General features: G+C 64.2%; 22 protein-coding genes. 12 read left to right on the top strand and 10 right to left on the bottom strand.

What is annotated here, in order from left to right:
• Window position 1: 1 nt before the first annotated feature.
• Entirely contained in the window at window positions 2-895 is an 894-nt protein-coding gene (locus AC56LK_RS07535) for an ABC transporter ATP-binding protein (protein WP_436107551.1), read from the bottom strand.
• A gap of 205 nt (window positions 896-1,100) precedes the next feature.
• Here AC56LK_RS07535 and AC56LK_RS07530 point away from each other — a divergent pair, with 205 nt between their 5' ends.
• Complete coding sequence (locus tag AC56LK_RS07530) at window positions 1,101-1,532, top strand: hypothetical protein (protein WP_497183935.1); 432 nt, start codon at window positions 1,101-1,103, stop codon at window positions 1,530-1,532.
• A 51-nt stretch (window positions 1,533-1,583) separates the two neighbouring features.
• On the top strand, window positions 1,584-2,228 hold the full coding sequence (gene coq7, locus AC56LK_RS07525; protein WP_497183934.1) for a 2-polyprenyl-3-methyl-6-methoxy-1,4-benzoquinone monooxygenase: 645 nt from the start codon (window positions 1,584-1,586) through the stop codon (window positions 2,226-2,228).
• Between the two features lie 8 nt (window positions 2,229-2,236).
• Here coq7 and AC56LK_RS07520 read toward each other — a convergent pair whose 3' ends face one another.
• From AC56LK_RS07520 to AC56LK_RS07505, 4 genes are all read right to left on the bottom strand, one after another.
• Window positions 2,237-2,659 carry an OsmC family protein gene (locus AC56LK_RS07520; protein ID WP_497183933.1) on the bottom strand — a complete coding sequence of 141 codons (423 nt, stop codon included), beginning with the start codon at window positions 2,657-2,659 and terminating at the stop codon, window positions 2,237-2,239.
• A gap of 82 nt (window positions 2,660-2,741) precedes the next feature.
• Window positions 2,742-3,926 carry an ABC transporter permease gene (locus tag AC56LK_RS07515; protein ID WP_497183932.1) on the bottom strand — a complete coding sequence of 395 codons (1,185 nt, stop codon included), beginning with the start codon at window positions 3,924-3,926 and terminating at the stop codon, window positions 2,742-2,744.
• Window positions 3,923-4,654, bottom strand: coding sequence for an ABC transporter ATP-binding protein (locus tag AC56LK_RS07510; protein WP_497183931.1), 732 nt, complete (start codon window positions 4,652-4,654; stop codon window positions 3,923-3,925). Before AC56LK_RS07510 ends, AC56LK_RS07515 begins: the two co-directional genes overlap by 4 nt.
• A 10-nt stretch (window positions 4,655-4,664) precedes the next feature.
• Window positions 4,665-6,128 carry an alpha/beta hydrolase gene (locus AC56LK_RS07505; protein ID WP_497183930.1) on the bottom strand — a complete coding sequence of 488 codons (1,464 nt, stop codon included), beginning with the start codon at window positions 6,126-6,128 and terminating at the stop codon, window positions 4,665-4,667.
• Between the two features lie 249 nt (window positions 6,129-6,377).
• Here AC56LK_RS07505 and rplM point away from each other — a divergent pair, with 249 nt between their 5' ends.
• The 4 genes from rplM to AC56LK_RS07485 all read left to right on the top strand — a co-directional run bounded on the left by rplM (window position 6,378) and on the right by AC56LK_RS07485 (window position 8,923).
• On the top strand, window positions 6,378-6,806 hold the full coding sequence (gene rplM / locus AC56LK_RS07500; protein WP_224946249.1) for a 50S ribosomal protein L13: 429 nt from the start codon (window positions 6,378-6,380) through the stop codon (window positions 6,804-6,806).
• Between the two features lie 9 nt (window positions 6,807-6,815).
• A complete protein-coding gene (gene rpsI, locus AC56LK_RS07495) occupies window positions 6,816-7,208 on the top strand; it encodes a 30S ribosomal protein S9 (RefSeq protein ID WP_027865814.1) in 393 nt (130 codons plus the stop codon).
• 217 nt (window positions 7,209-7,425) lie between these two features.
• Complete coding sequence (locus tag AC56LK_RS07490) at window positions 7,426-8,172, top strand: helix-turn-helix domain-containing protein (protein WP_497183929.1); 747 nt, start codon at window positions 7,426-7,428, stop codon at window positions 8,170-8,172.
• A gap of 16 nt (window positions 8,173-8,188) precedes the next feature.
• A complete protein-coding gene (locus tag AC56LK_RS07485) occupies window positions 8,189-8,923 on the top strand; it encodes a hypothetical protein (protein WP_497183928.1) in 735 nt (244 codons plus the stop codon).
• Between the two features lie 3 nt (window positions 8,924-8,926).
• Here the strand turns inward: AC56LK_RS07485 and AC56LK_RS07480 are convergent, their stop codons facing one another.
• A complete protein-coding gene (locus tag AC56LK_RS07480; RefSeq protein WP_497183927.1) occupies window positions 8,927-9,385 on the bottom strand; it encodes a hypothetical protein in 459 nt (152 codons plus the stop codon).
• 133 nt (window positions 9,386-9,518) lie between these two features.
• Between AC56LK_RS07480 and argC the strand changes: the two genes are divergently transcribed.
• The 3 genes from argC to erpA all read left to right on the top strand — a co-directional run bounded on the left by argC (window position 9,519) and on the right by erpA (window position 11,531).
• On the top strand, window positions 9,519-10,556 hold the full coding sequence (gene argC / locus AC56LK_RS07475; RefSeq protein ID WP_497183926.1) for an N-acetyl-gamma-glutamyl-phosphate reductase: 1,038 nt from the start codon (window positions 9,519-9,521) through the stop codon (window positions 10,554-10,556).
• 141 nt (window positions 10,557-10,697) lie between these two features.
• Window positions 10,698-11,099 (top strand): bactofilin family protein, encoded by a 402-nt coding sequence (locus AC56LK_RS07470; RefSeq protein ID WP_497183925.1) that lies wholly within the window; start codon window positions 10,698-10,700, stop codon window positions 11,097-11,099.
• Between the two features lie 63 nt (window positions 11,100-11,162).
• Window positions 11,163-11,531: an iron-sulfur cluster insertion protein ErpA gene (gene erpA, locus AC56LK_RS07465; protein ID WP_227799879.1), complete on the top strand. Its 369-nt coding sequence runs from the start codon at window positions 11,163-11,165 to the stop codon at window positions 11,529-11,531.
• 67 nt (window positions 11,532-11,598) lie between these two features.
• Here erpA and AC56LK_RS07460 read toward each other — a convergent pair whose 3' ends face one another.
• Window positions 11,599-12,696, bottom strand: coding sequence for an anhydro-N-acetylmuramic acid kinase (locus AC56LK_RS07460; RefSeq protein ID WP_497183924.1), 1,098 nt, complete (start codon window positions 12,694-12,696; stop codon window positions 11,599-11,601).
• A 583-nt stretch (window positions 12,697-13,279) separates the two neighbouring features.
• Here AC56LK_RS07460 and AC56LK_RS07455 point away from each other — a divergent pair.
• Window positions 13,280-14,248 carry an IS1595 family transposase gene (locus AC56LK_RS07455; protein WP_497183923.1) on the top strand — a complete coding sequence of 323 codons (969 nt, stop codon included), beginning with the start codon at window positions 13,280-13,282 and terminating at the stop codon, window positions 14,246-14,248.
• Here the strand turns inward: AC56LK_RS07455 and AC56LK_RS07450 are convergent.
• The 3 genes from AC56LK_RS07450 to AC56LK_RS07440 all read right to left on the bottom strand — a co-directional run bounded on the left by AC56LK_RS07450 (window position 14,235) and on the right by AC56LK_RS07440 (window position 17,214).
• Window positions 14,235-14,363, bottom strand: coding sequence for a hypothetical protein (locus AC56LK_RS07450; protein WP_497183922.1), 129 nt, complete (start codon window positions 14,361-14,363; stop codon window positions 14,235-14,237). The two genes, AC56LK_RS07455 and AC56LK_RS07450, sit on opposite strands and share 14 nt — an antisense overlap.
• 143 nt (window positions 14,364-14,506) lie before the next feature.
• A complete protein-coding gene (locus AC56LK_RS07445) occupies window positions 14,507-15,661 on the bottom strand; it encodes a dienelactone hydrolase family protein (protein ID WP_497183921.1) in 1,155 nt (384 codons plus the stop codon).
• A gap of 188 nt (window positions 15,662-15,849) precedes the next feature.
• The gene (locus AC56LK_RS07440) at window positions 15,850-17,214 is read right to left on the bottom strand and encodes a M23 family metallopeptidase (protein ID WP_497183920.1); all 1,365 of its coding nucleotides are present in this window, start codon (window positions 17,212-17,214) and stop codon (window positions 15,850-15,852) included.
• A 147-nt stretch (window positions 17,215-17,361) separates the two neighbouring features.
• Here AC56LK_RS07440 and tyrS point away from each other — a divergent pair, with 147 nt between their 5' ends.
• Together tyrS and dtd are read left to right on the top strand one after the other, a co-directional pair.
• Window positions 17,362-18,624, top strand: a complete 1,263-nt coding sequence (tyrS, locus tag AC56LK_RS07435) for a tyrosine--tRNA ligase (RefSeq protein WP_497183919.1) — start codon at window positions 17,362-17,364, stop codon at window positions 18,622-18,624.
• Window positions 18,621-19,088 carry a D-aminoacyl-tRNA deacylase gene (gene dtd, locus AC56LK_RS07430; protein WP_497183918.1) on the top strand — a complete coding sequence of 156 codons (468 nt, stop codon included), beginning with the start codon at window positions 18,621-18,623 and terminating at the stop codon, window positions 19,086-19,088. Before tyrS ends, dtd begins: the two co-directional genes overlap by 4 nt.
• Window positions 19,089-19,134 lie beyond the last annotated feature (46 nt).

Raw genomic sequence — 19,134 nt, 5'->3', positions numbered from 1 at the left:
CTTAACAATTCCCCGCGGCGGCGTTGAATTTTCCGGCGATGGTGGCGAAGTACACGTCTTCCAGGCTGGCGCGGGCCGGCTCGAAGCCGTCGCCCGGGTCGCTCTCGGCATACACGTGGATCAGGGTGCGACCGGTGAGCAGGCGGGTGGAGATGACCTGGTGGCGCTTCTGGAATACCGGCAGCTCCTGCTTGGTGACGAAGCGCGCCCAGATATAGTCTTCGATTTCGTAGGTGAGATCCTGCGGGTCGCCGCACAGCAGCACGTGGCCCTTGTGGATGATCGCCATGTTGGCGCACAGGTCGGCCACGTCGGACACGATGTGGGTGGACAGGATGACGGTCTTGTCCTCGCCGATCTCGGACAGCAGGTTGTGGAAGCGCACCCGCTCCTGCGGGTCCAGGCCGGCGGTGGGTTCGTCGACGATGATCAGGCGCGGGTCGCCCAGCAGGGCCTGGGCGATGCCGAAGCGCTGGCGCATGCCGCCCGAAAAGCCGCCGAGGCGCTGGTTGCGCACTTCCCAGAGGTTGGTTTGCTGGAGCAGGCCGTCGACCACTTCGCGCCGACGGTGCTTGTGCGACAGGCCCTTGAGCTGGGCGAAATGGTCGAGCAGTTCGTAAGCGGTTACTTTCGGGTAGACGCCGAAATCCTGCGGCAGGTAGCCGAGCATGCGGCGCACCTCGTCCTTTTCGTCCAGCACGTCGATATCATCCAGGAACACCGAACCCGAATCGCATTCCTGCAGGGTGGCCAGGATCCGCATCAACGTCGATTTGCCGGCGCCGTTCGGACCGAGCAACCCGAACATTCCGGCCGGAATGTTCAGGGTGACACGGTCGAGCGCAACCACGCCATTCGCGTAAGTCTTCGACAAATTGCGGATTTTCAATTCCATCAATGCCCCCAAGCGTGCATATAAACCTTTTTCAACACTTGCATTGTATAAAATTGTCTTGGGTTTTGTGGTAACTCTGCGACGCGCGGTCGCTTCGGCCGCCCAGGCTGCATAATTTGATGACAGAACGCATGTCAGGGCGCACTTAATATTTCCGCAAGAAAACATTGCTCCCGTACTCGACGGAAATGTGGATAATGACAGCATGAACAAGGCCATCCAGGACAAGCTGTTGGCGCTGATGCGCGAGGGACGCGACCGCACCGAGTCGACCGACTGGTTCCGGGTGGCGCTGGGATTGTTCTACCTGGCGGCGTTGATGACGGAAGAGACGATCGACTTCAAGAAGGTCGACCGCGAGTTCAACCGCTTCATTTATCACACGCTGGGCAAGGGCCACACCATCACCAGCGTGCTGCAGTTCATGAGCGGCCAGAAGGTGATGCCGACCGTCGAATGCGGGCGCTTCATGGAGGCTTTCCGGCGCCACTGCCCGGAAGTGCCGGCCGCGTCGATCCCCTTCCTGCTCGAGCTGAACCTGGGGGTGGCGAAGAACATCTCCGGGCTGGAACCCAGCGGCCCGCTGGCCGACTGGATCGCGCGCCGGAAAGCCGAGGCGGGGGCAGCGGGCGCCTGAGGTCCGGCGCAGGGCCTATAATGATGTTTTCGGATTTGCATTGATCACATCATGAGCGCCTACCGTTCCAGTTCCCCCCTCGACCAGTTGATCACCGGCTTCGACAAGGCCCTGCGCGTGGTCGGCGGCGTCGCCGCCTCTGCGCGCCCGAATCCGGGCGCGCACGCCACCGACTGCGAACTGAGCGACGACGAGCGCCGCCACAGCGCGGGCCTGATGCGCGTGAACCACGTCGGTGAAGTGTGCGCGCAGGCGCTGTACGATGCGCAGGCGCGTTTCGGCAAGAGCCCGACGATCCGCACCCAGTTCGCGAAGTCGGCGCGCGAGGAAGAAGACCACCTGGCCTGGACGGCGGAGCGCCTGTCCGAGCTGGGATCGCAGCCCAGCCTGCTCAATCCGCTGTGGTATGCCGGCTCGTATGTCCTGGGCAGCATCGCCGCCAAGCTGGGCGATCCGCACAGCCTCGGTTTCGTGGTCGAGACCGAGCGCCAGGTCGAGGCCCACCTGAACCGCCACCTCGACGACCTGCCGCCGCAGGACGCGAAGTCGCGCGCGATCGTGGAGCAGATGCGGGTCGATGAAATCGCGCACGGCGCTTCGGCGCAGGCACTGGGGGCGGCCGATATGCCGGCGCCGGTCAAGATGCTGATGACGGCGATGTCGAAGGTGATGACGACCACCGCCTATCACATCTGACCTGCCAGTTACACTTCGACGATCTCCACCGAGTGGGTGATCTCGGCCGTCTTGGCCAGCATGATCGAGGCCGAGCAGTACTTGTCGTGCGACAGGCTGACCGCGCGCTCCACCGCCGCCGGTTTCAGGTTGCGCCCGGTGACCGTGAAGTGGAAGTTGATCTTGGTGAAGACCTTCGGATCGCTGTCCGCGCGCTCGGCCTGCAGCGTCACGTCGCAGCCGCGCACGTCCTCGCGGCCGCGCTTGAGGATCAGCACCACGTCGTAGGCGGTGCAGCCGCCGGTGCCGACCAGGACCATCTCCATCGGGCGCGGCGCCAGGTTATGGCCGCCGCCTTCGGGCGCGCCGTCCATCGCCACCATGTGGCCGCTGCCGGTTTCGGCGCGAAAACTCATGCCCGAGGGGCCGTTCCAGCTGACTTTCACTTCCATTCGATTTCTCCGCTGAGGATTGACTGCGGAGCATTGTAAGGCAGGCGGGGCGCCTTTGCCGGCGCCCCGGGATTCGACAGGCTTACACAGCGAGCACGTAGCGTTCGCTCTTCATGCGCCAGCTGGCGATGGCTACGACGACCAGCGCCGGAATCGCCGAGCACAGGAAGGTCATGGCGAAGGGCAGCACGCCGATGTCGCCGCCCTTCGACAATTCCTTCACGAGGGTCTGGTTGGACAGCATCGGCACCAGGTACATCCACTGCGCGGTCTTGAGGTCGAGCATGGACACGACCAGTCCCGGCACCAGCGGGGCGATCATCACGAAGCTCAGGACCGTCTGCGCTTCCTTGAAGGTCTTGGCGTTCATCGCCAGGGCCACGTAGAGCGCACCGGCCAGCAGCGACAGCGGCACCGTCACCAGGCATACCAGCGCCAGCTGGCCCCAGCCCAGGCTCCAGGACATGCCGATTTCCTCCAGCGGCAGCCACTTGAGGATCAGGTGGGCCAGCACCAGCTCGAAGGTCACGCCGACGATCGCCAGGATGCTCGCGGCCAGCCATTTGCCGCCCACCAGTTCCCAGGTGCGCGCCGGCTGCGCCATCAGCACCTCGAGCGAGCGGCGTTCGCGCTCGCCGGCGGTGCTGTCCACCGCGGCCGACATGCTCAGCATGAAGGCCGGGAAAAACAGGATGCCGATGATGCTGCCGATTAGCATGGCCGAGCGCGAGGCATTGGTGCCGGTGTCGTAGCGCTGGAGCTGGATCGGCGTCAGCGCCGCGGGCGATACGCCATGGGCCAGCAGGCGCGCGCTGGCGATGTTGGCGCCATAGGCTTCCAGCACGTCTTCCACATCACGCCGCTGGGCATTGCTTTCGGTGGCGGAGTCGAACCAGACCTCGAGCCGGGCCGGGCGCATCGCGTAGTAGCTCTCGGTGAAATCGTCCGGCAGGCGCAGCACCGCCACCGCCTTCTTGGTGCGCAGCAGCTCGCCGATGGCGTCTTCTTCCATCGGCGCGGTTTCCTTGACCGTGATGTTCTTCTGGCCCAGCTGCGCCATCAGGGTCGGGGCCTTGGCGCCGCCGATCACGGCCAGCTCGATGCCTTCGCGCTCGGTCTTGGTGCTCTTGTCGACCAGCTGGTGCAGCATGAAGCCGATCATGACGGGGTAGAGCAGGGTGAACAGGGCGAGCAGGGCCAGGGTGCGCTTCTCGCGCAGCGTCTCGCGCAATTCCTTGCGCAGGACGATCATCAGCTTGGATTTCATGCGATTCCTTCCTCGGTGCCCACCAGGCTGACGAAGGCGTCTTCCAGGTTGGCGATGCCGGTGCGCCGGCACAGTTCTTCGGGCGAGCCCTGGGCCACGGTGTGGCCGCCGGCGATGACGATCACGTCTTCGCACAGCGCGGTCACTTCCTGCATCACGTGGGTCGCCATGATCACGCAGCAGCCGTCGGCGCGCAGCGCGCTCAGGGCGGTGCGCAGCGCGCGCGTGCTCATGACGTCCAGGCCGCGGCTCGGTTCGTCCAGCAGCAGGTGGCGCGGGCGGTGCAGCAGGGTGCGCGCCAGCGCCACCTTGATGCGCTGGCCCTGGGAGAAGCCCTTGCTGCGGCGGTTCAGGATGTCTTCCATGCCGAGCAGCTCGGACACCTCGTCGATGCGCTTGCCGATCGCGGCGCGCTCCATGCCGTTCAGTTCACCGAAGTAGCTGAGGTATTCGCGCGTGCTGAGGCGCTCGTACAGCCCGAACTGGTCCGTCAAGAAGCCGATGCTGCGGCGCACCGCCATCGGATCCTTCTCCGGATCGATGCCGTCGATCGAGATGCTGCCGTGGTCGCGCTTGAGCAGCCCGACCAGGGTGCGCAGCAGGGTGGTCTTGCCGGCGCCGTTGGGGCCGAGCAGCGCGGTGATCTGGCCGTCGCGCGCGGTGAAGCTGACGCCGCCCAGCGCCTGGACGGCGCCGAACTTCTTGCGTACATCGTGGACTTCAATCATGTTCTTTGCCTTATGGTTGCGGGCCGGCGCTGCCGAGCTGGAAGGTCGGGGGCGGAATCTCTTTCAGGCAGGCGGCGTCCAGCTGGTCCTGCGGCTTGTCGAGGAAGCTGCGCAGCAGGCGCGGCGCGCAGCCGAGCTGCGAGACGCCGTGGCCGACGTTGTCGACCACCACGTGCTGGGCGCGCGCCATGTATTTGGCGGCGGTGGCGGCGCGGTGCGGCGGCGTGACCGGATCGAGCGCGCCGGACAGCAGCAGGGCCGGGGTCTCGATGCGGGCCGGTTCCTTGTACGGAATGGCCGGCACGTTCATCACCTTGCACAGGGCGGGCATCTGGTCGGCCAGGTTCTTGGTCAGCATGCCGGCGTCGGACTGCAGCAGCGCCGGCGTCATGCGCGGCACGTCCTCGGCGCAGACCACCGCGAGGTGCAGCAGGATGGCGATGTGGCCCTGGGTGCCGAAGTCGCCGGCCAGGTTCTGGCGCGCGACGAAGGGCTGCCAGCGTCCCTGCGCGGCATTGTGGATCAGGAAGGGCAGGCGGCGGGCGTCGGCCGGCGAATACAGGATGCCGTGCACGGTGCCCAGGAAGCGCGATGCCGTCATGGTGAACTCGACCGGCTGCGCGGTGCGCGGGTCGGGCAGCGACAGCTTGATGCCGCCCGCTTCGAGCTTCGCGACCAGGCCCTCGAATTCGGCGCGCAGCTTCGGGAAGGCCTTGTTGCAGGAAGCGTCTTTGGCGCATTGCTCGAACATCTTGTCGAGCGCGGCCTGGCCGTCGCGGGCGCCGGCCGGAATCACCTGGTCGGGCGCGGCCACGCCGTCCAGCACGAGGCTGCGCACGCTGGCCGGATACAGGCGGGCGTAGGCCTGGCCCAGGCGGGTGCCGTAGGAGCCGCCGAAGACGTTGACGGGGCCATAGCCGAGCGCGCGGCGCACCAGTTCGGTGTCGCGGGCGGCGGCCTCGGTGGTGTAGGCGGCGAATGGGGCCTTGGTGGCGGTGATGCAGGCATGCAGCTCCGCTTCCAGCTGCGTCTCGGTCATGCGCTCGTGTTCCGGCTTGCTCTTGCAGTCGAGCTTGCCGGAGCGGCCGGTGCCGCGCTGGTCGATGAACACGATGTCGCGGGTGGCACGCACCCGGGTGAAGGCGGTCGACAGCAGACCCACCACGTCGCTGCCGGCCTCGCCGGGACCGCCGGCCAGCACGAACAGCGGATCGCCGCGGGTGCCGGCGCGGTGCGCCGGGGCGACGGTCACATGGAGTTTCAGCTTGGCGCCGTCTGGTTTGGCATGGTCCAGCGGGACGTCGAGGCTGACGCAGCGCAGGGCGTCGACGACGCCGGGGAGGTGGCAGCCGCGGGTGGCGGCCGGCTTGGGGCCGGCAGTGGCATTGGCGGGTGCCGCTGCGCTTGCCGCCGCGCTTGTGGTAACTGCGGCCAGCCACAGGGCGGCAACTGGAAGTAACGATCTTGTCTTCACACAATCTCCTCAAAGGATGCACGCATAGTAGATTGGCATCGTTTTGATGGTCAATGCATAGTTGCACGATCGCACCAATTTATGCGAACGGGGAAAATGCGACAGCCTCCGTCACCCGCATTGACGGGCTAGCCTTTGTTCGGCTATCATCGTGGGCTTTCCCTTTGCTCGGGGAAGACAATAAGGCAGAGTCCGCTGCAGCAAGGGCGGAACCACCACAGTGAGCATTTAACCTATTTGGAAGTCATCATGAAAACTTTTTCCGCTAAGGGCCATGAAGTCCAGCGCGACTGGTTGGTGATTGACGCGACGGACTTGGTCCTCGGACGTGTTGCCAGCGAAGTGGCACTCCGACTGCGCGGCAAGCACAAGCCGGAGTTCACTCCGCACGTCGATACCGGCGACTACATCATCGTCGTCAATGCAGGCAAGCTGCGCGTGACCGGCACCAAGGCCACCCAGAAGACCTACTACCGTCACTCGGGCTACCCGGGCGGTATCTACGAAACCAACTTCCTGAAGATGCAACAGCGCTTCCCGGGCCGCGCCCTGGAAAAGGCTGTCAAAGGCATGCTGCCGAAGGGCCCGCTGGGCTATGCAATGATCAAGAAGCTGAAAGTGTACGCGGAAGGTTCGCACCCGCACGCAGCACAGCAACCACAAGCACTGACCCTCTAAGGAACTGACATGATCGGTAACTACAACTACGGCACTGGCCGTCGCAAGAGTGCAGTCGCTCGCGTGTTCATCAAAGCCGGCACCGGCCTGATCGTCGTGAACGGCAAGCCTGCGAACGAATACTTCTCGCGCGAAACCGGCCTGATGGTCATCCGCCAGCCGCTGGAACTGACCGGCAACGTCGAACGTTTCGACATCAAGGTCAACGTGCACGGTGGTGGTGAGTCGGGCCAGGCAGGCGCCGTCCGCCACGGCATCACCCGCGCCCTGATCGACTACGACGCAGGCCTCAAGGGCGACCTGGCACGCGCCGGTTTCGTCACCCGTGATGCCCGTGAAGTCGAGCGTAAGAAAGTCGGCCTGCGTAAAGCACGCCGCGCAAAGCAGTTCTCGAAGCGTTAATTCGTTTCTGCTGCTACCAGCGCCTCCGGGCGCTGGCTGCGAAAGCCGTCCTCCGCAAGGTGGGCGGTTTTTTGCTTTTCAGGCTTCCTCTATTCGATCTGGGTAATCCTGCTGCATATTCTTGTCGAATTCATCATTATTCGCCGATATTCATCTTCCAAGTCGTGCATGAATAGCAAAGAATACGGCTTTCCCAATCACTTCAGGAAAGCCCGTCATGAATTTTGGCGAACGACTCAAGCAACTCCGGACTGAGAAAGGGCTGACCCAGCCCCAGTTCGCACAGATGGCCGGTATCGAGCAGTCCTATCTGTCCAAGCTGGAAAACGACAAGTCGGTGCCATCGGCCGAGATGTTTTCCACCATCCTGTCCGGCCTCGGCATGGACCAGGCGAGCTTCCTGAAAGACGTGGACCAGGACGTGCTGGACACCACGCTGCGCCACATCCCCGCGGTCGCGCAGTTCAGCCAGGGTGCGGCCGTGGTCCGGGTCCGGCAGACCAGGCACTGGCTGTTCGGCGCGGCCGCGGCCTGGCTGCTCGGCTTCGCCATGATGCTGGCGGCAAACGACGGCATCTTTTTCCCGAACAAGCTGTACAAATACACCTCGCCCGGGGTGATCCGCGCCGGCGAGCCCGAGAACGTGTTCGACACGCGCAGGGAGATCCTGCAGCTCAGGATGGCCGCCAGGGTCATCACGCTCGAAGAGATGTCGAAGGAGCTGGCGGAGTTCTACGCCACCCGCCTCGCGCCGACGACGGTGGAACGGGCGGACAGCCGCGGCACGGTGTACTACGAACAGGCCGAAAACGGCCGCCGCCGTTTCGAACTGATCGATACCAGGCATATCCAGGCGCCCGGCAACCGCGTCCTGCAATACCTCGGCGCCATCGTGCTGGTGTCCGGCTTCATCATCCTGTTCATCGAATGGCGCCTGCGCCGCCTCAAAAACAAACCACGTTAATCACCAAGGAGACCCCATGTCGCAGATCCGCACCTTCCTCGCCGGCGCCACCACCATGGCCGCCGCCCTCGCCGCCGTCATGACCCTGAGCGGCGCTGCCGATCCGGCACGCCGCGCCAGTTTCGACGAGATCACCGTCGGCCGCATCAACATCGTCGAACCGGACGGCACCAAGCGCATCATCATCTCCAACAGGGCCCAGTTCCCGGGCGACTTCCAGCAGGGGAAGGAGGGCGCGCGTCCGGACCGCCGCAGCTTCGCCGGCATGTTGTTCGTCAACGAGGAAGGCACGGAAAACGGCGGCCTGATCCAGAAGGGCAGCATCGGCGCGGACGGCAAGATCGTCTCCGGCCTGTCGCTCACCTTCGACCGCTTCCGCCAGGACCAGGCCCTGCAGCTGATCAACAACGACAGCGCCACCCACCAGATGACCGCCCTGAAGATCAACGATGTCCCCTACTACGGCGTCACCTCGATGGGCGACATCAATCGCTTCCGCGAGGAGAGCGGCAAGCTGCCGCGGACGGAACAGCAGGCTTACTGGAAGAAGCTGGAGGAGGAAGGCCGCCTGAGCCAGAACCGCATCTGGCTCGGCAATACCGCCAGCAAGGGATCGGCCCTCCAGCTGAAGGATGCGAAGGGACGGACCCGCATGATGCTGCTGGTCTCGGCGGACGGCAAGGCCGAGATCCAGATGCTGGACGAGCAGGGCAAGGTCAGCAAGTCGATCACGCCCGGCTCGGGCGAGTAGACCTCAGTAGAGCGCGACGCCCTGCCTGAGTGCCTCGCGCTCCACACTGATCATCTTCAGGGCCGGCAGGCGGCCGCCGAGCAGCTGTTGCGTTTCTTTGCGATTGGTGTCCGTCGGCACTGCCAGCACCCGCACCGTCGCGGGATCGATCACGCCCCAGTTCGCGCCATCGTGGCAGCCCGAGCCGCCGCAAAAGGCCTGGAACACCACCAGCGGCCGGCCGTCGCCCGCGCTCACGCACCGGCCGCCGATGAAGTCGATGCCCCGGTAACGCAGGATGGTCTCGAGCCCGTTGCGGGAAACGGTCACCACGCCTTCCGCGCGCTCTTCAGGCACGCGGCTGTCGCGGGCCAGCACCTCGATCCCGGCGTCCGCGCCGCCGCAGGAGAAGCGCTCGGCGGCAAGGGCGGGCGTGGCGCCGATCGACAGGACGGCAAGGCAGAACAGGGCGGTGGTGCGCATGGGGTCTCCGTTTGAAGGTGGTGAAACAAGTCTGCATTCCGTCGCCGGCCTTGCCGGCACACGCATTTTTCACGGCTGTTAAAATGCAGCCTCGTCCTGAAAAGGTCATTATTACATCACGAAGGAACAGAACATGATCAAAGTTGGCATCGTTGGCGGAACCGGATACACGGGCGTGGAATTGCTGCGGCTGTTGGCCGTGCATCCCGACGTGCAGCTGACCGCGATCACTTCGCGCAAGGAAGACGGCCTGCCGGTGGCCGACATGTTCCCCTCGCTGCGCGGCGTCGTCGACCTCGCCTTCTCGAGCCCGGACAAGGCCGACCTGAGCCAGTGCGACGTGGTGTTCTTCGCCACCCCGCACGGCGTCGCCATGGCCCAGGCCCCGGCGCTGCTGGCGGCCGGCGTCAAGGTCATCGACCTGGCGGCCGACTTCCGCCTGAAGGACCGGGCGACGTTTGAACAGTGGTACAAGATCCCGCACACCGCTCCCGAGCTGATCGAGGAAGCCGTGTACGGCCTGCCGGAACTGAACCGCGAAGACATCAGGAAGGCGCGCCTGGTCGCCACTCCTGGCTGCTACCCGACCACCATGCAGCTCGGCTTCTACCCGCTGCTGAAGGCCGGCATCATCGACGCCGGCAACCTGATCGCCGACTGCAAGTCGGGCGTGTCCGGCGCCGGCCGCAAGGCCGAGATCGGCACGCTGTTCTCGGAATCCAGCGACAACTTCAAGGCCTACGGCGTGCACGGCCACCGCCACACGCCGGAAACCTCGGCCCAGCTGGCGCGCTATACCGACCAGAAGGTCGGCCTGATCTTCACGCCCCACCTGGTGCCGATGATCCGCGGCATGCACGCGACCCTGTACGCGCGCCTGACCAGGGACATCGACGACGCGGCCCTGCAGGCCCTGTTCGAGAACGAATACAAGGACAGCCAGTTCGTCGACGTGATGCCTTTCGGCTCGCACCCGGAAACCCGCTCGACCCGCGGCTCGAACATGCTGCGCCTGGCCCTGCACCGTCCGGAAGGCGGCAACACCGTGGTCATCCTGGTGGTGCAGGACAACCTGGTCAAGGGTGCATCCGGCCAGGCCGTGCAGTGCATGAACCTGATGTTCGGCCTCGACGAAGCGACCGGGCTGAAGCAGATCGCCCTGTTGCCGTAATCCTCTTCATCTCCCGCGCGGGCGCCATGCCCGCGCGCTCCCCGTTCGACTCACCCGATCTAGATCAAGGCCGCTCTTGTTGAGCACGGTAAATTGACCGATGCACAGGTTGATTTTTAGCGCCCTAAGGAGAGGTGAAACATGTTCGGTCGACAAGTAAAAAGCGAGATTGACAGCCTGGTCGGCATCTCGGCCCGGATCGAGGGCGACCTGTGCTTCACCGGCGGCCTGCGCATCGACGGCGAGGTGCACGGCAATGTGGTGGCGGCGGACGGCGCCGAGAGCATGCTGATCGTGTCCGAGCACGCGCGGATCGAGGGCGAGGTGCGCTGCGCCAGCCTGGTGGTCAACGGTTACATCGCCGGATCGGTGTATTCGTCGGAACTCCTTGAATTACAGCCGAAAGGCCGCATACATGGTGATGTCCATTACCGTTTGCTCGAGATGCACGGCGGCGCCCTCGTGACGGGGAAACTGACCCACGAACCCGCGGGCGAGCCGGTGTTTCATCTATCCGACGCCGAGGTCGGCTCGGCAGCATGAGTTGCGCCAAGGGTCTATAATGGACACCATAGCGTAATTCACGTATTTCACCAGGAGTGTTTCATGACCGCAGTCGCCGAAGTGCAAGAGCACGACACGATCCCAGTTCCGATCAACTTCACCGACAGCGCCGCACAGAAAGTTGCCCAGCTGATCGAGGAAGAGGGCAATCCCGACCTCAAGCTGCGCGTCTTCGTGCAGGGCGGCGGCTGCTCCGGCTTCCAGTACGGCTTCACCTTTGACGAAATCGTCAACGAAGACGACACCACGATGGAAAAGAACGGCGTCCAGCTGCTGATCGACTCGATGAGCTACCAGTACCTGGTCGGCGCCGAGATCGACTACAAGGACGACCTCGAAGGCGCCCAATTCGTGATCAAGAACCCGAACGCCACCTCGACCTGCGGTTGCGGTTCCTCGTTCTCCGCCTGACCTCCCCAGGCAGCCCGGTGATCCGGGCCGTTCCTTTGATGGGTCCGGTTTCCGGACCCGTTGTCGTTTACGCAGGGTAGAGTGCGCCCAGGATGCGCGGGCCGCGTGCGCCAGTGACGGCCGGCAGGTTGCCGGGCTGGCGTTGCAGGAAGCGGTAGCCCAGCCAGGCAAAGGCCAGCGCCTCGACCCGGTTCGGCGCGATGCCGAGCGCCGCCGTCGATTCCACCCGCGCGCCGCCCAGCGCCGCGCCGATCTCGCCCAGCAGGGTGGCGTTGTAGGCGCCGCCGCCGCACACGTACACCGCATCCACGCCCGCATGTTCGGCGCGGATCGCTTGCGCGATCGTCACGCCCGTCAGGCGGGTCAAGGTCGCCATGACATCGGCCGGTGCCAGCGCGCCGAATCCCTGCAGCTTGGCGTCCAGCCATGCATCGTGGAACAGGTCGCGGCCGGTGCTCTTGGGTGCCGGCTGGCGGAAATAGGGCTCGTCCAGCAGCGCATCCAGCAGCGGCCCGTGCACGCTGCCGCCGGCGGCCCAGGCGCCATCCTCGTCATAGGGCTTGCCCAGATGGCGGCCGATCCACAAATCCATCAGCACATTGCCCGGACCGGTGTCGAAACCGGTGACGCGGCCATCGCCATGCAATACGCTGATGTTGCCGATTCCGCCGATGTTGACGACCACGCGCGCCGTGCCCGGCTTGCCGAAGGCGGCCTCGTGGAAGGCCGGCACCAGCGGCGCACCCTGGCCGCCGGCGGCGATGTCGCGGCTGCGGAAGTCGGCGATGACGTCGATCCCGGTCAGTTCGGCCAGCAGGGCAGGGTTGTTGGTCTGGCGCGTGAAGCCGAGTTCCGGGCGGTGACGGATGGTCTGGCCGTGCACGGCCACCGCCGCGACCGGCCTGCCGGCGGCGGGCAGCAGCTGGCGCACGCAGTCGGCATAGCACAGGGCCAGGCCGTTCGCGGCCAGGGCCTCGCGCTCGAGTTCGTTCTCGCTGGCGGCCTGCAGCGCCATCAGCTCGCTGCGTAGTTCGGCGGGGAAGGGCGTGAAGGCGGCCGCGACGGTGCGGATGCTGCCGCCGGTAAAGTCGGCCAGCACGCCGTCCACGCCGTCAAGGCTGGTGCCGGACATCAGGCCGATGGTCAGGGAAGAGGTGTCGCTCATGTGTTCTCGATCTGGATGGGACAATGCAGTCTAAACGGTCGGGGCAAAAAGCGGAAGCGACGGGTCTGGCCGCCGAATGCGGGAATTGGTGAATTTTCGGAGCGGGACGCCGTGCTATCTTTGCGCCCTCATTATTGCCGCTATCATCATGAAGACAAGATTCCACGTATTTCTCGCCCTGGCACTCTGCGCCTCTTTCGCCGGCGCCCAGACGGCCAAGCAGCCTGCGGTCGTCCGGACCACGGCCACCTACAGCTGCGGCAGCGGCCCGGGAGGCGAATGTCCTTTCCTCCTGTACACCTCCGACTGCTAGGAAGCGGGCGTCAGGAACGGCTATCCCGCGCTGGTCTGCACCCACGAGGTGTTCGCTGAATTCCGCTTGAAAGAGGGCGAATCGAAGACCTTCGACCGGATGCCGCCCGGGGTCAGGCAATGCCAGGCGCGCAACGGCAAGCTGGCTTTCCCCGACTGCATGCGCTAGACAGTCTTACTTCTTGGCGCTGTCATTGTTAGCTATGGATGAGGATTGAACTGCTGAGCTCTCGCATGGTCCAAGCCCTGTCCGCATCGACAGGAACCGGCCATGAAAGCGCCCAGCTTCACTAAATGGTTTGCACAGCTGCCCGCCCTGAACGGGCCACAACGACTGCAAACGCTTGCAGCCCTGCATCCTGCCGCCGGGCTCGACCAGGTAATCGCCCTGATCGGGCAGATTGGCGCGGCTAAACGCCAATGTCCGCGCTGCGCATGCGAACGCTACTATCGGCATGGCCAGGCCAACGGCTTGCAGCGCTACCGTTGCCGGGAATGCAGGCGCACCTTCAACGACCTGAGCGGCACGCCATTGGCGCGGCTGCGGCTGCGCGAAAAATGGCTCGATTACCTTGCCGCAGTGCTCGATTCGAAACCGGTGCGCGCGGCGGCCAAGCAGGTGGAGGTGCACCGCAATACCGCTTTTCGCTGGCGTCACCGCTTCCTGGATCGGGTCAAGCACAACCGGCCACGGTGCCTGAGCGGTGTCGTCGAGGCCGATGAAATGTTCATGCTGGAGTCGCAGAAAGGCGCGCGCAAACTGGAACGGCCGCCGCGCAAACGAGGCGGACGGGCAAGCAGGCGCGGGATCTCACGCGAACTCGACTGCATTCTCGTCGCGCGCGACCGCAGCGGCCAGACCATTGATGCGCTCGCCGGACGCGGCGCCCTGACGGTGGCGCAGCTGGAGCGCCACCTCTTGCCCAAGCTCGACAGGCAAGTCTTGCTGGTCAGCGATGCGAACGCCGCCTACCGTGCTTTTTCCCGCAAACACGCGATCGCCCATCAAGCAGTGAACTTGAGCGCGGGCGAGCGGGTCCGTCGCGGCAGCGCCGGCGCCATCCATGTCCAAAATGTGAATGCCTATCACCAGCGCTTCCGCGAATGGCTTGCGCGTTTTCACGGCGTGGCCTCGCGCTATTTACCGAATTACCTGGGCTGGCGCTGGGCACTCGATGGCGGACGGATTACTTCTGTTGAGCAATTGCTGCGTATCGCAATCAGAGTCATCCATAGATAACGGTGACAGCGCCTACTTCTTTGGCCGCGGCTCCGGATTTTCTTCTGCTGACCAGGGTACCGCGGCAATCTTCCTTGTCCTTGTCGACGAGGGCCTTGCCGAAGGCCTTGATCACGGCTTCGATCTTCTGCCGCTTTCCACCGGGTTTTCCGCGAAGGCATGCGGCGGCAGGCCGGCGAACAGGGCCAGGCACAGCGTAGCGGTGGCGAGAACGGGTGTCATCGGGCCTCTCTATCGTGGTGGCGATGCGTATGGCGCTCACGGACGCGCCGCGAAAAACTGGCTACTGACGCTGTGGCGCGGCATGCCGAGCTGTTCGGGCTTCTTCAGCAGGTAGTCGAAGCCGCCCCGGTCGCCCTTCAGGGCACCGTCCAGGAAGTGCAGGACATAGCGCGCGCTCTGGCCATAGGACTGCGCCACTTCGTCGCGGGTGTAGTCGCCGAAGTCGAGAGGATCGAGGCGTAGGTAGCTGCTGCCAAAATACACGTGCTCCATCGCATACATCGTCAGCAGGTACACGTCGGCGCCCTTCATCTTCTGCAGGATGCTGCCGGACACATCCGGCTTGTGCTTCAGGCCGCGCTCGAAAGGCTGCGGCCGCTGGGCCAGGTAGAGCAGAGGCGTGCGCAACTGTTCCGGCTTCAGGTAGGGGAGCTTGTCCAGCATGGCATGGCGGTAGCGCACCGTGCCGTCCAGGCAGACCAGGGCCTTGATCCGTTCGTCCTGCGCCGCGGCCAGCACGTTCGCCATGCCGCCCCAGGAAAAACCGGCGACCGCCAGGCGGGAAGTATCGGCCTGCGGCAGCGACTGCGCGTAGCCGACCAGGAAACGGATGTCGGCCGCCTGGGCTTCGGCGTGCGCCAGGTCGTCCTTCTGCCAACGCCCGTCGATGCCCAGCGCCGGGCTGGCGATCACGATATAGCCGTGACTGGCAAGGAATTCCATCATCTCGGCATTCTCGAAGACATTGCTGCTCAGGCTGGGCGAGTAGATTACTACCGGATACTTGCCCGGCAGCGCCTTCGCATCGCGCACGGCCCAGCGCACATCCTTGCGCTCTGCGGCGACCTGCCCGGCGGACCTGCCTTCGGTGACGATCTTCAGCCAGTCCGCGAGTACCTTGGTCCGCTCGGCCGGCGTGCGGCTGAAATCGTCGTCCCAGCCCAGTAGTTGCAGGTAATCGTCGTAGCGCATCGGCTGTCCGCCTTGTTGCGCCGGATACCAGATGGCGGTCTGGATCGGACGCGGCTTGCCTTGCGCGGTGGAGGGATAGGAGCGACTCGCATCATGCTGTTGCACGACGCGGAAACCGATGGCCAAGGGGCCGGACTCGTTGTAGAAAGGGAAGGCCTGCTGGGCGAAGGCAGGCAAGCCGACGAGCACGAACAGGACGAATGCGATGAACCTGAGCACGATTGCCTCCTTAGGGTGGCGTTAATGTTCATTAACTCTAGCATTGAAGTGCAATCTAGATGCTGTCTTATAGAAGAAAAAGTGCTATTTGATAGAAATTATTTCTACCGCATATGTGAAGGGGAGAGAAAAAAGCAAACGCCCCGCGGCATGCAAGATGCGGCGGGGCGTTGAAGGGGCGGAAGCGCTTAGCGTGCCGCCATCGCGTTGCCGCTCGGTGCGAGCAGCGAGAAGCGGTGGTTCATCTCGGCGGCGGCCATGCGGAAGCGGGCCAGTTCAGCCTGGCTCAGCGGCTGCTGGGCCAGCGACTTGAACTTCTCCGGATTCTGGGCCTGGCCGGCAACGCGGAACTCATAGTGCAGGTGCGGGCCGGTCGACCAGCCGGTCGAGCCGACGTAGCCGATCACCTGGCCCTGGCTGACCTTGCTGCCCTTGCGCATGCCCGGAGCGAAGCGGCTCATGTGGGCGTAGGCGGTGCTGTAGCCCGACCAGTGCTTCAGGACCACCTGGTTGCCGTAGCCGCCGCTGTTGCCGGCGAAATCGACGGTGCCGTCCGCAGCTGCGCGGATCGGGGTGCCGGTGGTGGCGGCGTAGTCGACGCCCTTGTGCGCCTTCCACTTGCCCGACAGCGGGTGCACGCGCATCGAGAAGCCAGAGGAGATACGCGAGAATTCCAGCGGCGACTTGAGGAAGGCCTTCTTCAGCGCCTTGCCGTCCAGGCTGTAGTAGCCGCCCTGCTTGGTGACCGGGTCTTCGTACCAGACCGACTGGTAGGCCACGCCGCGGTTGACGAATTCGCCTGCCAGGATGCGGCCGGTCTTGACCAGTTCGCCGTCGAGCCAGAAGGTTTCGTACACAACATTGAACCGGTCGCCACGCTTGATGTCCGAACGGAAATCGATGTTGGTCGAGAACATCTCGATCATCTGGCTGACCACCGAGTCCGGCATGCTGCCGCCGTCCACGTTGGAGTCGGTCGCCGAGTACAGCGAGCTCTGGATTTCGCGCGAACGCATTTCGACGCGGCGTTCCAGCTTGGCCGGCGCGTCCAGGGCGACGAACTTGTCGCCCTGGCGCTCGACCGTCACCTGGCGTGCATCGCCACCCTTGGCATCGACGATCGTGGCGCGCAGGGACAGCAGCAGGCCATGTTCATCGGTTTCAGCCTGGATGCGCTTGCCGGTCTTGAGCGACAGCAGGCGGCGGGCGGTTTTATCGGTGCGGACGAACTTCTGGGCATCGGCGTCGTCGACGCCAAGGCGGTTGAAGAGGGAGCCGAGCGAATCGCCTGGGCGGATGCGCTCCTCGTGGATGAATTGCTGCTCGTCTTGCTGGAGGGCGGCGATCTGGTCTGCGAGATTCGGCAGTTCCAGGTTTTGCTCGATCGACTTGACGGGCATGTCTGCCACATCAGGGGAGATCGGGGCCACGCCGATGGCGCCAAAGGCGCACATGCTCATGAACGCAGCGCCGGCGCTGAGAATACGCGCCTTGCGGGTTCGGGGCACCAGCTGAAGCAGGTTTTGACGGGTGATTTTCTGTAAAGGGTTCATGCAATCAGTTAAAATTTGCGGCTGAACTTCCAGGACTCCATTTCTTATGCTTCTGCAAAGTTATCTGCGGGAAACTTAAAATGGATCGTGAATTATACCAAAAGAAGTGGTCCTACAACCGCTTTGGCTAATTTCCTACAAGAATTTATGACTTCTATTGCTTCGTCCGGTAGCGGCGCTCCGGTAAAATCTTCCGCTCCCCTGCCGTTGACGGACAAGGTGCTCGAGGCGCTGGCCATCACCAAGCGCGGTGTCGATGAACTGCTGATCGAAAGCGAATTCGCCCAGAAACTGGCGCGTTCGGAACAGTCGGGCAAGCCGCTGCGCATCAAGCTGGGCCTGGACCCGACCGCGCCCGACCTGCACCTTGGCCATACCGTGGTGCTCAACAAGATGCGCCAGCTGCAAGACCTGGGCCACCAGGTGATTTTCCTGATCGGTGATTTCACCTCGATGATCGGCGACCCTTCGGGCCGTAATGCCACGCGTCCGCCGCTGACTCGCGAGCAGGTCGAGGAAAACGCGATGACGTACTTCCGCCAGGCTTCCTTGGTGCTGGACGCGGCGCGCACGGAGATCCGTTACAACTCGGAATGGTGCGATCCGCTCGGTGCGCGCGGCATGATTCAGCTCGCTTCGCGCTACACCGTGGCCCGGATGATGGAGCGTGATGATTTCACCAAGCGCTACAAGAGTGGGACACCGATTGCGGTGCATGAGTTCCTGTACCCTTTGATGCAGGGCTACGATTCGGTCGCTTTACAGGCAGACCTGGAACTTGGGGGCACCGACCAGAAATTCAACCTCCTTGTTGGGCGTGAACTACAAAAAGATTATGGCCAGGAGCAGCAGTGCATCCTGACCATGCCCCTTCTCGAGGGCCTGGACGGCGTCGAGAAGATGTCGAAATCGAAGAACAACTACATCGGCATCACCGAAGCCCCGAACACCATGTTCGGCAAGCTGATGAGCATTTCGGACGACATGATGTGGAAGTACTACGATCTGCTGTCCTTCCGCTCGATCGCCGACATCGCCCACGTCAAGGCCGAGGTCGCCGGCGGCGCCAACCCCCGTGACGCGAAAGTGGCCTTGGGCAAGGAAATCGTCGCGCGCTTCCACTCGGTCCAGGCCGCCGAGGATGCGCTGGCCGACTTCGTCAACCGTTCCAAGGGCGGCATTCCGGACGAAGTGCCGGAAGTCAGCCTGTCCGGCGCACCGCTGGGCGTGGCCCAGCTGTTGAAGCAGGCCGGCCTGTGTGCCTCGACCTCGGAAGCCATGCGCATGGTCGACCAGGGCGGCGTGCGCATCGACGGCGCCGTGGTCAGCGCCAAGGGTCTGCAGGTCGAGGCCGGCACCTTCGTCATGCAGGTGGGCAAGCGTAAGTTTGCGCGCGTGACCCTGGCATGATTGGTCTGTTGCAGCGCGTCAGCGAGGCCAGCGTGCGCGTCGACGGCGAGACCGTCGGCGCGATTCAAGCGGGCCTGATGGTGCTGGTGTGCGCCGAAAAGGGCGACACCGAGCGCGAAGCCGAGGCCCTGCTGGCCAAGCTGCTGACTTACCGCGTGTTTTCCGACGATGCCGGCAAGATGAACCGCAGCATCACGGACACGGGCGGCGGCCTGCTGCTGGTGCCGCAGTTCACCCTGGCGGCGGACACGAAATCGGGCACGCGTCCGTCCTTTTCGCCGGCGGCGGCGCCGGAAGACGGGCGGCGCCTGTTCGACCATGTCGTGCGACAAGCCCGCGAACGGCATGGCATTGTCGAGACCGGCAAATTCGGCGCGGACATGAAAGTTTCGCTCGTCAACGACGGTCCTGTCACTTTCTGGCTGCAGGTTGATCCTGTCCCAATGGTGCTTGCGCAGCGTTGAAACCCGCGCCGCCATAACAGGTCAATAGCTAGAAGGCTGGGAGGGC

It is taken from the genome of Telluria sp. ZB4P36 (assembly GCF_059685865.1).
Note: the sequence above shows the minus strand (reverse complement) of the source record. Positions and strands in the feature narration are given on the sequence as shown.

Excerpts from the sequence above, each read along its gene's own strand:
- AC56LK_RS07535 (WP_436107551.1), bottom strand. The coding sequence starts at position 895 with ATGGAATTGAAAATCCGCAATTTGTCGAAGACTTACGCGAATGGCGTG.
- AC56LK_RS07530 (WP_497183935.1), top strand. The coding sequence starts at position 1,101 with ATGAACAAGGCCATCCAGGACAAGCTGTTGGCGCTGATGCGCGAGGGA.
- coq7 (WP_497183934.1), top strand. The coding sequence starts at position 1,584 with ATGAGCGCCTACCGTTCCAGTTCCCCCCTCGACCAGTTGATCACCGGC.
- AC56LK_RS07520 (WP_497183933.1), bottom strand. The coding sequence starts at position 2,659 with ATGGAAGTGAAAGTCAGCTGGAACGGCCCCTCGGGCATGAGTTTTCGC.
- AC56LK_RS07515 (WP_497183932.1), bottom strand. The coding sequence starts at position 3,926 with ATGAAATCCAAGCTGATGATCGTCCTGCGCAAGGAATTGCGCGAGACG.
- AC56LK_RS07510 (WP_497183931.1), bottom strand. The coding sequence starts at position 4,654 with ATGATTGAAGTCCACGATGTACGCAAGAAGTTCGGCGCCGTCCAGGCG.
- rplM (WP_224946249.1), top strand. The coding sequence starts at position 6,378 with ATGAAAACTTTTTCCGCTAAGGGCCATGAAGTCCAGCGCGACTGGTTG.
- rpsI (WP_027865814.1), top strand. The coding sequence starts at position 6,816 with ATGATCGGTAACTACAACTACGGCACTGGCCGTCGCAAGAGTGCAGTC.
- AC56LK_RS07490 (WP_497183929.1), top strand. The coding sequence starts at position 7,426 with ATGAATTTTGGCGAACGACTCAAGCAACTCCGGACTGAGAAAGGGCTG.
- AC56LK_RS07485 (WP_497183928.1), top strand. The coding sequence starts at position 8,189 with ATGTCGCAGATCCGCACCTTCCTCGCCGGCGCCACCACCATGGCCGCC.
- AC56LK_RS07480 (WP_497183927.1), bottom strand. The coding sequence starts at position 9,385 with ATGCGCACCACCGCCCTGTTCTGCCTTGCCGTCCTGTCGATCGGCGCC.
- argC (WP_497183926.1), top strand. The coding sequence starts at position 9,519 with ATGATCAAAGTTGGCATCGTTGGCGGAACCGGATACACGGGCGTGGAA.
- AC56LK_RS07470 (WP_497183925.1), top strand. The coding sequence starts at position 10,698 with ATGTTCGGTCGACAAGTAAAAAGCGAGATTGACAGCCTGGTCGGCATC.
- erpA (WP_227799879.1), top strand. The coding sequence starts at position 11,163 with ATGACCGCAGTCGCCGAAGTGCAAGAGCACGACACGATCCCAGTTCCG.
- AC56LK_RS07460 (WP_497183924.1), bottom strand. The coding sequence starts at position 12,696 with ATGAGCGACACCTCTTCCCTGACCATCGGCCTGATGTCCGGCACCAGC.
- AC56LK_RS07455 (WP_497183923.1), top strand. The coding sequence starts at position 13,280 with ATGAAAGCGCCCAGCTTCACTAAATGGTTTGCACAGCTGCCCGCCCTG.
- AC56LK_RS07440 (WP_497183920.1), bottom strand. The coding sequence starts at position 17,214 with ATGAACCCTTTACAGAAAATCACCCGTCAAAACCTGCTTCAGCTGGTG.
- tyrS (WP_497183919.1), top strand. The coding sequence starts at position 17,362 with ATGACTTCTATTGCTTCGTCCGGTAGCGGCGCTCCGGTAAAATCTTCC.
- dtd (WP_497183918.1), top strand. The coding sequence starts at position 18,621 with ATGATTGGTCTGTTGCAGCGCGTCAGCGAGGCCAGCGTGCGCGTCGAC.